The organism is Acinetobacter johnsonii CIP 64.6, from assembly GCF_000368045.1.
Lineage (GTDB): Bacteria > Pseudomonadota > Gammaproteobacteria > Pseudomonadales > Moraxellaceae > Acinetobacter > Acinetobacter johnsonii.
Map to the genome: position 1 here is coordinate 1 of NZ_KB849232.1, position 9,965 is coordinate 9,965.

Here is a 9,965-nt window from a genome sequence, read left to right on the forward strand (position 1 = left end):
TTAGATTGGCTTACACCATTAGAGAAATTTGCTCAGCTTGTTGATTATCATAAGACTTTTCAAACTGTCGCACCTCATGTTTGAATTCGCCCCTAATATGGCTGAATAATATATTGGTTATATCGAAATGTTTAAAGTATCGAGTTGTTAGTTAAATTAATTATCTACTACTTTTAGAAGAATTCTTTAGAGGTGTTAAATGAGTCAAGGTTTGGATGAAATAGAGGTACGTCTTACTATAGAAGAAGACTGGGAAATTCTTAAAACAGTTCGTTTGGAGTCACTTCTAGATAGTCCCGATGTTTTTTCTGCCACTTATGCCATTGTTGAGAAATATAGTGAATCTGAATGGCGTGATAGGGCTGCGCATAAAACTAAATATCAATATATTTTAGCAATCAAAGATACCCAAGCTATTGGGATTGTTGGCGGGATACAAAATTCAGCTCATGATTTTAACTTAGTGGCGATGTGGGTAAATCCTAAATTTCGTGGAAAGGGAATTGCAGATATTTTGATCTCTACTATTAAGGAGCTAGCGATTTCTAAAGGGCACAATAGGATTGTATTAAGTGTATCACCTGGAAACTCTAGAGCTGTTGATGTTTATTCTAGACATGGTTTTGTTTTTATATCTGAGTGGGAGGTTTTACCACTTAGTTCTGGTGAAAAAAATCAAAAAATGGAATGTTCCGCATTATTTTAATTTGCATTAGGAACTGGTCAAAAATCAAAATGTGCAAGATTATATTCTACTATTTAGTAGGTGAATATGTTGAGTACTATTAAATTAATTTTGGAAGTATAATTAATGAAGTCATTAGGGTCTGTTGACATTTACTGTTCATAATTAACCCTATAAAGGTAGCCATAAAAATATACAGGCTAAAGCAACAGAACTTTGATAATTTCTTTTGAGCTTGTCATATCGAGTAGCTATTCCTCTAAATTGCTTTAATCTACAAAACATATTTTCAACTAAATGCCTGATTTTATATAAATACCAGTTCATATGGTCATTGTTCGATTGGCTATTTGTTTTCTTTGGTATATTCGCTTTAGTCCCTGTTTTCCTGATCTGTTCACGCAGTGGTTCTGAATCATAGCCTTTATCTGCACATACCACTTTTGTCTCTTTTAAATCTAATGTTGATATTAAATCAGGTGCAACTTTAACATCATGTGTGGTTCCATCGGTAATCATGAAATCAATAGAATTGCCATGTGCATCAACAATCAAATGTATTTTTGAGGAGTTTCCTCCTACACTTTTAGAAATAGATTGATTCGCTATGCCGGCAGAATGTTGATGAGCACGTACATGAGAGCCATCAATAAAAATCCACTCCATATCGGGGCATGAGGCTAGTAATTTGAATAATCTAAGTAACTTACCGCTGCTTGACCAACGATTAAAACGTTTGAAAATAGAGTTTGAATGACCAAAACAACAAGGAATATCTCGCCACGGACAGCCTGTTCTAATTCTATAGAGAATAGCTTCAATAAAATTGCGTAAATTTGAGTTGTGGTGAATGGATAAATTACGCAGAATAACTTTCAACTTTTGCCAGTGTTGATCTGTCAGCATGGTACGAGGCATAGCGAATAGTAAAATTGGGTTTGGCGATTTGATTTTACTACTTCGCTATTTTTTAAGCTAAAAGTGTCAACACACCCTAATTATTAAAAAACAAATGCCTCACACATGAGCACATTGAAATTACTTAATTCACAGCACCAAGTACAGGTATCAACTTCGGTCCAGCCATTCTCGCTTTGCTAATGATATCCACCAGCTCATAATAAGTCAGTTCAAACTTATCATCACTATCAAAAACATAAACCATGTTCTTGCCTTCATGTTCTTGCGGAGTAGGTGGTACAAATCGTTTCGGGATTAGGAGTTGAGTAATTTGTTCGTCAGTTAATTTAAATAAGTGCATGTTTTTATCCTACTCTAGGTAAGTCAGACCATTTTGTTAAATACGATGGTGATCTAAGGTTTTGATTCATGTGCCATGAGGCTTCTTGATTGTTGGCAATGCCTAGCGTAACGAGATTCTTCCCAAACCGTTCACTGATGGCTTCAATAACATCTGAAAGTTTTTCGCGCTCTTGCTTATGCGAATAGTCCGTGAATAGATCAGGCACAAATTTGGATTTATCCTTAATTTCTAAAAGTACGATTCCTGCCTTTTTATACTTAAAACCCTTCTTAAATATCTGATCGATACCTTTCATTGCAGCCTTGGTGATAAGTAACCAGTCGTCTGTATGCTCATGCATCTGAACTACGGTGTATGGAGTGTAACGCTCAGTCTTATCAAATCGACTGGTTTGAATATAAACCCCAATCATCTTGCATATTGAGCCATCATCACGCATTCGCTTTACTGCTCTGGCTACATAGAATCGCACCGAAGCCTTTAGATCATCCACTTCATACACAGGGCTGCCATATGAGCGGCTGCTGATAATCTGCTTTTTGGCTACTGCATCATCAGTCAGGTCGATACAAGACAAACCCTGTAACTCAAGTACTGTCTTTTCCATGACGATGCTGAATTGCTTTTTAATTTCTTTAGGATTGGCGTTAATCAGATCTAGAACAGTCTGGATACCCATAGCATTGAGTTTCTTGCAGTTCTGCCTGCCGACTCCCCAAACATCAGATACATCGACATGCGCCAGTAAAGTCTCAGCAGAGCACTGGTCCATATGAACTAAATTACACACGCCACCAAAATACTTGTTCTTCTTGGCTAAATGATTGGCAATCTTGGCTTCAGTTTTAGAGCGACCGATTCCAATACAGCAGGGTAGGCCTAACCATTGGAATGCTTTAGTTCTCATATCTTGCGCATATTCTGTCAGGTCAAATAAGTGCTCATACGCTGTGAGCTTTAGGAAGCATTCGTCAATTGAATAGACTTCTTGCTCTCCAGGTGCAACATAACTCCCGAGAAGCTCCATAAAGCGTCTGGACATTTCACCATACAGAGAGAAATTACTCGAGAGAACCTGAATGTTATGTTGTTTGATCAAATCCTGAATCTGAAATACAGGAACCCCCATCTTTATACCTAAGTCTTTTGCTTCTTGGCTTCTTGCCACGGCACAGCCATCGTTGTTGCTGAGCACAATTGTTGGGCGATTATTTAGGGCAGGGTTAAACACACGTTCACACGAGACGTAGCAATTATTCACGTCAACTAACGCGAATATTTCATTTTCACTTTTCATTTTTATTCTTCTTTTTATGAACGGTGATGAATACGTTTTAAATTAAAAGTCACTACACCCCAAATAGATATTGTCTGACTATCGTTGGGAATGATGTGATTGTATCTAGGATTCTCAGCTTTTAACCAAAGGTCTGGAAGAGGGTAGTCTTCATCTCCGAAAATCTCTTTGATTTCAGACTTAGACATCTTGCTTGTAATCATTAACCGCTTAATTGTCGAAGCACTATTATCAATTAATGCAATTACGATATCGTAGTGCTTTGCTTCTATACTGCGATCAACAATGATCGGATCATTAATCTCAAAACCTGCATCAAGCATCGATTCACTGTCTACGTAAGCGATAAATGTAGAAATAGGGTTATGAATAAGGAACTCATTCAGATCGAGTGCTTTATCTTGTTCATCCTTGGTACTAAATGCAGGACCAGCAGGAATGCGCTCTAAAGAGACTGGAATTGAGACTTTGGATTTGGGTAGTACTGCGGTTAACCCTAATTTCTCAACAAGTTCATTTTGAACAGCGATTTGTTCTAGAACTGTATTGATGGTAGGGCTTGGCTTACCCTCTGGACCCATGAGCTCTTGCAAAGATGACCATGCGTCATCAGAGAAGTAGATGGGCAACTTCTTAGACATGTGATACTCCTACGCTACAGTGGCGTGTTTGGAAGTAGAATTTGTCTAAATATGATATTACTAACAGAGATTAAAATTCAAATTTAAAAGTTGTGGATAAACAAGGAGACGTCAAAATAAGTCGTTTTGTTTCTGCTCATCGCGTGGAAAAGTGACGAATTCATCAGACATGTGAAAGAAATATTCATGCGCATGCTCATGATCTGCAGTTAGCCAATCTTTTCTATATTGCTCTGGAATGACGATGATTGATCGTTTTTCATTCTTAGGTGCGTGGAATTGGTTCATGAAAGGGTGATGGTCTGAATTAATGGTTAACATTGAAAATGAGCGTACTTTATTCCCATTTATCACAGCGTCATCATAGATACCAGCAACTGTAAAAGGCTGATTATCTTTGCACTTGATGGTATAACAGTGTGGCTTGCCATTGATGTATTTCGGTTCATAGAACTCTTGAACTGGCACCAGACAAAACTTGCTGTACTTCCATGCATGTCGAAAACTAGGTTTATCACCAACTGTTTCTGTACGAGCGTTATAGGTATGACTGCTGAACTTCAACTCTTTCGCCCAGCTTGGTAGCAATCCAAACTGATAATCGTAGATTGCTTCTCTAAAAATCATGTACCAATAGTTGATGGTATTACGGTTCAAGTTAAGCAATTAGGAAGGAGGCAAGATGAGCTAGCATTTTGCCTCCGCCAGACCGAAGTCAGAGTTGCATCATGAACTATACTCATCTTATTCAAGAAGAAAGATATAAGATTCAAAACTTTTGTAAGTCTTTAATAAATCGTAGAACTTCTAACTTCTGCTCATTACTTAAAGCATGACTAACTTGTATTATTTCTGCCGATAAATCGTTTTCTACATAAAAATATGCTGTTGGTAAATCTAAAATTTCTGCAATTTTGGAAGCCATTAAAAAATCAGGAACATGTTTTCCACGTTCATACTGATTCATACGCGCACTAGCAGAAGATTCATCAATTCCAGCCAAGATCCCCAAGCGCTCTTGTGAAAGTTTTTTTGCTTTGCGCGCTATACGTAATCGTAAGGCAAAAACATTTAAATTATGTGTTGACATTATACATAAGCACCCACCTTAAAACTAAGATTTTCTTAGTTTCAACTTGAGTTATTACTAAGGATTCCTTAGTATTGTGAAATCAAGTAGTCTACATTGCATTGCTCGATGGTAACTTTTGAACAAGCTTGCCAGATCTGCGTTGATCTCAAGTGCTTATTTTTGATCCTCTACCAATTAGTTATGAATCTATATACAGTTCAAAACTAAGGTCATCAACTCTCTTTTGCTTTAATTGTGCTTATACATGTCAAAATATACTCTACCTTTTTACAGTGATTTTTTTCACATTTTACTGAATTATGAAATCATCGAATGGCGAGCGAATGACTTTATAAAGGCTATTTTTAATGATAGACAATTTGTTAAACTCTCTGAAAAGCAAAGTATTTATAGAGGATTAAATATACTAGTAAAATGCAATTTTCTTTTAACAGTGAGAGATGAGGATAACCGTAATATTTTTAGATACAGCGAATCCTCTTATTTAAAATCCTATCGAAATGTTGAAAAAGTAAAGAAAGTCAAAGAAGCATTAATTGAGGAACAAAAGAGTTTGGAAAATGCACTCGAAAGACGTAAAATCGAGAAAGTTTTCATTGAAAATATCATTACTAAAAACCCAGATCTACAATGTTTTTTCGACAAATATGAGAATGTTATATCTAAAGAGTTAAAGGAATTAGAAAATAAGAATAGTTTTATAGTGAATATTTTCAATGATATTGAAAAAGATCAACTTGAATCATTCTAATGAGGGAGAACTACAAGTGGCTTTGTTGCACAAAGATTTAAAAGACAGTACTCTGCTCATTTGAATAGAACTCAAGTGACAACTTGGGTATGAGGCCGACCTAATTCTGCAAATTTATTCAATACAGCTATGCGTGCATGGATATCATTTACCTGACTAGAAAAACTCCTTGCCGTTAATTTATCGCCTAATAATTTGATGCAATGCATCTTGGTTTCAACCAAACTTCGACGGTGATAACCAGACCATTTTTTCCAAAGCGTTCTTCCTAAACGTTTCACTGTTTTTAACAATTCATTCCTCTCTAAAGATCTCAATTTCTGATCTTTCCATGGTTTTGCATTTTTTCTTGGCGGAATGACTGCATGTGCATCTCGATCTAAAATGACTTGTCTACAGTGCTTCGTATCATAAGCACCATCGGTATAGACTGAATCAATTTGTTCATCTAAAGGAATTTGAGCAAGTAAATCACCGAGTACTTGCGAATCACTCACATTATTTGTTGTGAGTTGTACTGCACGTATTTGAAGGGTTTCAGCATCGATCCCAATATGAAGCTTACGCCATTGGCGACGATATTCAGGTCCATGTTTCTTACGTTTCCATTCACCTTCACCTAGAAACTTTAAGCCAGTTGAGTCTACGAGTAGATGTAATCCATCACTACTTTTTTGATAGCTAATTGCAATATCAATATGTTTTTGTCTTCGACAAAGCGTACTGTAATCTGGCGCAGTCCAATTTAATCCACACAGTTTAATTAGACTTTGAACAAAACCTGTGACCATGCGTAAAGAAAGTCTGAATAAAGATTTGATCATTAAACAGCATTGAATAGCAGGGCAGAGTAAGTTTGATTTCGACCTTGCTTGCCTTGTGGTTGTGCATACCATTGAGTGTTTTGATCAAACCAAATGGAAATATTACCTCGGTTAATGAGGGCACGATTATAAGAAGACCAGTTAGTTGTACGATAGGTTTTAGGCGTAGGTTTATTCATTTTGAAATTATAATGCTGAAAAAACCTTCTAAGCTAGGTTTGTGCAACAAAGCCACTACAAGTTATAAATTGCGTGTTCACAGCCGCATAACTGAGAGCCTGCTAGAGTTCAAGCGGGCTTCACTGGAAGCTTACATCAGCCAAGAACAGTTAACACTATTAACTGCAATTGACCGTAGCTATTTATGGCGAATTGAAAGTGGGGAAGTCAATATTACTGTTGAAAACTCTATCAAATATCTAAAATGCTAAATGTTAACCCCAAAATACTACTCCCTTGATAGATACTTTTTGAGTAGGTAGGGGGCCAATAGATGATCAATCTTCAAATTAGTCCTTAGTTTTACTTCTTCAATGATATCTATAAGTGTTTCCGTATTCTGATGAAGCTGAGACTCTAAGTCTTCAATTTGTGTACGTAGATTTTTATTAGTATCGGAAAGAGCCTGTCTTGTCTTTTTATTCACATAAAGTTGCTGTTCTTTTGCTTTTAAGTTTAATGGCGAAATTTGTTCTGATAAATATAAGCTGATGAGTTTCTTCCTTTCAACAGAACTTAAGGTACTTAATCCGCCAGATATATACCTCTTAAAAGTTAAGCGGTTATGTAGAGCTTTGTGCGAAATAGGCGATTTCTCAAAACCCTCAACTAACATCATTTGCAATTCTTGCTCTATTACTTCATCTAATTGTTTACCACGTAACATTTCAGGATTCCTTAGACTCAATTTTTTGTTGCTCTATGGCAAATAGTTCACTTAATGTTGTTGGTAATTTAGTGATCGTATCTCCATAAGGAAAAACAGGAATAGGTATTAATTTATTTTGCCTATCAAGTGCTTTTTCTTTTAAATCCCTTAAATAATGAATTTTTTGACGGAACTGTGCAAGCATTTCAGTATATGTAGAATCATGAGCTACGATTTGTTCTATATATTCAAACTCAACCAACAAATTATTCAAAGTGTGTTGCAGAACTTCTAATTCACCTTTTCGGCCAGTTAGAGCAAAGTTTCCACATTGATCGCCAGATTGACAGGCAAGACGTTTAGGACAATCATGCACAGCAACCTCACGCATACAGCCGCCAAAAGGTAAGGGATGTAAACAGGCATGCCGTTGAACTAATGAGTTAGCTAATGTTTGATCTTCTTTAATCAATTCATTAAATGATTCAGCAATATCTTGAAAATACTCATCAAAAAATGAGTCCTTTAAATAATTAGATACTTCAATTTTTGAGTCAAAAGTCTGTAAATTCATCTTTAAATTATTTTCTAGATCTAACTGTTCTGAAAAGAACATTAAACCATCTTGCTTAATAGCATCTATTGGGGAATCAGTTTTCTGTGCTTGATTAACTACGCTTGGAGACATCAGATCATATTTTTCTAGCATACTAGCCGCAACTTTACGTTGCTTTAACGCTAAGTGGTGATAATATTGATTTTGTTTAATATCCACACGCCCCATTAGCATTGCCTGCAAATGCTCGGCTAAGCCACTAAGGGCAAGAAAAGTATTTATGTTATGTCGTGGAATATGGCTGGTTAATCTTGAATGTTCTGATTCTGTTTCTAATAAATTATATTTTTGGAACACTGACTTAGTTGAATTAACTGACCTAGCACCTAAAAAATTATTAATCATTATCACACTGAATGGAACCACAAGTGATTTAAAGATAAAATCTTTCCCCATATTAATAGATCTATATTCATGTATAAAAAGCAAATCTTCGTAAGCGATCTTTTCAATTTTACCTTCATAATTAAACACATAATCAATTGGATTTTCTAAATTTGATTTGATTAATGATTTTAGGTGTGCATCAATATCCTTTTTTAAATAATATCTTTTGTTATTTACACCATTTTTTTCAGACCTTAGAATAGAAACTTTATTAAGATTAAGTGTAACAGTCGCTCTTTGCCCAGCCCGACCTGATTTATATTCTTTCAAACTAAAAATAGTATTAATTAAATCATCAATCTCAAGATAATCTTCCATTATATCATCTATGGATTTAGGAAAATAATCTTTACAGCCTTTCGATCTTATGTAATTTAGATGACTTCGATATTCAGATGTAAGTTCCAACACAGATTTAAAAATACTCTCAACTAGTTTTACAGATGATGGCTCAACCCAGTGGATTCTATAACCAGCACCTTTGGCACCGTGATATTGAATACCTAAGGTATATTGCTTAATACCATCTAAAGTTAAGTGTTTTTGGGTGACAGGATCAAGTATAGGTTTTTTAATTAAAGCATCTGTTTTTAGAAGAATAACTTCTGTCGAACGTAAACCAGTGATTATAAGCAATAACAACAGATTGAGAACTATCTTTTCACCATTCGTTTTACACAAACTTATTAGCGAAACAATATTAATAAATGTCTGAATAGAAATCAGCTTTTCTTTATTAAGATCATCTTCATCAAGCTCTAACTGATCTATCAAAGCTTTTGTTTTTTTTGCATTCGGTGTTCTATTTATAGAATTTATGTATAAATATTTTTGAGAAAATTCTAATGGTTGTTCAGTAAAACCATAATGATTTAGCATTTGCTGTAATCTAAGATATGTTCCAGCATGGTCAGGAAGGTTAGCTTTATTTGAGTTTTCAGCTAGTATTTTAAAAGAATTTTCTAAAGTTAATGTTGATAAGAAGCAGGGATGAATATTCTCGGGATTCGTTCTAAATAATTCACTAAACCAACGCTTAATAATAAGCACCTCTGCATATAATTTTTGCGGAGAAGTTTTTGAATTAGCCTTTCTATAACTAAGAACCATTACAGCTTTAATAAATTCTTGATACTTTATGTTTATAGGAATGTCATTTATTCCTTTCATTCTTCTCGTTGCCTGAAATGAAAAACGTGTTTTTCCACTACGTGAAAGCAACCATCCTGAACCAATAACCCCTCCAGCCCATTCAGGATCAGTCCATTCCCATTTGAAATTTGGTTTAATATTTTCTTTAAAGAAAATCTTCTGTTCTTCAATAAAAGCATTATATTTTTCAAAATTCATAAATATCACCCTTGTGTGTTTCACAACGAGCAATTACGGATTCAATTTCAAATTTAGTGGACTCATGGACTCGAATAAGTGGATTTCTGGAAATACCTGGCAGAGTAAAACTTGAAGTGCGACATAAACCACCTAATTAATTTAAAGGGTTTATGGAGTATATAAAATTGTCATACCATCATCTTAACT

The 9,965-nt window shown here is 35.2% G+C and carries 9 protein-coding genes and 3 pseudogenes; 3 read left to right on the top strand and 9 right to left on the bottom strand.

All coding sequences use genetic code 11. The features are described from left to right. The first annotated feature begins 199 nt into the window (after positions 1–199). On the top strand, positions 200–706 hold the full coding sequence (locus tag F986_RS03365) for a GNAT family N-acetyltransferase (protein ID WP_004692085.1): 507 nt from the start codon (positions 200–202) through the stop codon (positions 704–706). Between the two features lie 131 nt (positions 707–837). Here the strand turns inward: F986_RS03365 and F986_RS03370 are convergent. The 6 genes and pseudogenes from F986_RS03370 to F986_RS03395 all read right to left on the bottom strand — a co-directional run bounded on the left by F986_RS03370 (position 838) and on the right by F986_RS03395 (position 4,977). Next, a pseudogene (locus F986_RS03370) lies at positions 838–1,603 on the bottom strand (IS5-like element ISAba31 family transposase). A gap of 124 nt (positions 1,604–1,727) precedes the next feature. Continuing rightward, positions 1,728–1,946, bottom strand: coding sequence for a hypothetical protein (locus F986_RS03375; RefSeq protein WP_004692088.1), 219 nt, complete (start codon positions 1,944–1,946; stop codon positions 1,728–1,730). 4 nt (positions 1,947–1,950) lie between these two features. After that, the gene (locus F986_RS03380) at positions 1,951–3,246 is read right to left on the bottom strand and encodes a Y-family DNA polymerase (protein ID WP_004692090.1); all 1,296 of its coding nucleotides are present in this window, start codon (positions 3,244–3,246) and stop codon (positions 1,951–1,953) included. Between the two features lie 14 nt (positions 3,247–3,260). Continuing rightward, positions 3,261–3,887 carry a LexA family protein gene (locus tag F986_RS03385; protein ID WP_004692091.1) on the bottom strand — a complete coding sequence of 209 codons (627 nt, stop codon included), beginning with the start codon at positions 3,885–3,887 and terminating at the stop codon, positions 3,261–3,263. A 111-nt stretch (positions 3,888–3,998) separates the two neighbouring features. Next, positions 3,999–4,553: pseudogene (locus tag F986_RS03390) on the bottom strand (SOS response-associated peptidase family protein); the annotation flags it as partial. A gap of 103 nt (positions 4,554–4,656) precedes the next feature. Continuing rightward, complete coding sequence (locus F986_RS03395) at positions 4,657–4,977, bottom strand: helix-turn-helix domain-containing protein (RefSeq protein WP_004692095.1); 321 nt, start codon at positions 4,975–4,977, stop codon at positions 4,657–4,659. 247 nt (positions 4,978–5,224) lie between these two features. Here F986_RS03395 and F986_RS03400 point away from each other — a divergent pair, with 247 nt between their 5' ends. Further along, positions 5,225–5,731 carry a hypothetical protein gene (locus tag F986_RS03400; RefSeq protein WP_004692097.1) on the top strand — a complete coding sequence of 169 codons (507 nt, stop codon included), beginning with the start codon at positions 5,225–5,227 and terminating at the stop codon, positions 5,729–5,731. A gap of 71 nt (positions 5,732–5,802) precedes the next feature. Here the strand turns inward: F986_RS03400 and F986_RS03405 are convergent. Further along, positions 5,803–6,734, bottom strand: a pseudogene (locus tag F986_RS03405) (IS5 family transposase). A 12-nt stretch (positions 6,735–6,746) separates the two neighbouring features. Between F986_RS03405 and F986_RS03410 the strand changes: the two are divergent. Further along, positions 6,747–6,986 (top strand): helix-turn-helix domain-containing protein, encoded by a 240-nt coding sequence (locus F986_RS03410; protein ID WP_035325689.1) that lies wholly within the window; start codon positions 6,747–6,749, stop codon positions 6,984–6,986. A gap of 17 nt (positions 6,987–7,003) precedes the next feature. Here F986_RS03410 and F986_RS03415 read toward each other — a convergent pair whose 3' ends face one another. Both F986_RS03415 and F986_RS03420 read right to left on the bottom strand, forming a co-directional pair. Then, positions 7,004–7,441: a hypothetical protein gene (locus tag F986_RS03415; protein WP_004692100.1), complete on the bottom strand. Its 438-nt coding sequence runs from the start codon at positions 7,439–7,441 to the stop codon at positions 7,004–7,006. 1 nt (position 7,442) lies between these two features. Continuing rightward, positions 7,443–9,776 (bottom strand): hypothetical protein, encoded by a 2,334-nt coding sequence (locus F986_RS03420; RefSeq protein WP_004692101.1) that lies wholly within the window; start codon positions 9,774–9,776, stop codon positions 7,443–7,445. Between the last annotated feature and the right edge of the window lie 189 nt (positions 9,777–9,965).

Bases quoted from the DNA above. Each gene is read 5' to 3' on its own strand.
- F986_RS03365 (WP_004692085.1), top strand. From the start codon at position 200: ATGAGTCAAGGTTTGGATGAAATAGAGGTACGTCTTACTATAGAAGAA.
- F986_RS03420 (WP_004692101.1), bottom strand. From the start codon at position 9,776: ATGAATTTTGAAAAATATAATGCTTTTATTGAAGAACAGAAGATTTTC.
- F986_RS03410 (WP_035325689.1), top strand. From the start codon at position 6,747: ATGCTGAAAAAACCTTCTAAGCTAGGTTTGTGCAACAAAGCCACTACA.
- F986_RS03380 (WP_004692090.1), bottom strand. From the start codon at position 3,246: ATGAAAAGTGAAAATGAAATATTCGCGTTAGTTGACGTGAATAATTGC.
- F986_RS03400 (WP_004692097.1), top strand. From the start codon at position 5,225: ATGTCAAAATATACTCTACCTTTTTACAGTGATTTTTTTCACATTTTA.
- F986_RS03385 (WP_004692091.1), bottom strand. From the start codon at position 3,887: ATGTCTAAGAAGTTGCCCATCTACTTCTCTGATGACGCATGGTCATCT.
- F986_RS03415 (WP_004692100.1), bottom strand. From the start codon at position 7,441: ATGTTACGTGGTAAACAATTAGATGAAGTAATAGAGCAAGAATTGCAA.
- F986_RS03395 (WP_004692095.1), bottom strand. From the start codon at position 4,977: ATGTCAACACATAATTTAAATGTTTTTGCCTTACGATTACGTATAGCG.
- F986_RS03375 (WP_004692088.1), bottom strand. From the start codon at position 1,946: ATGCACTTATTTAAATTAACTGACGAACAAATTACTCAACTCCTAATC.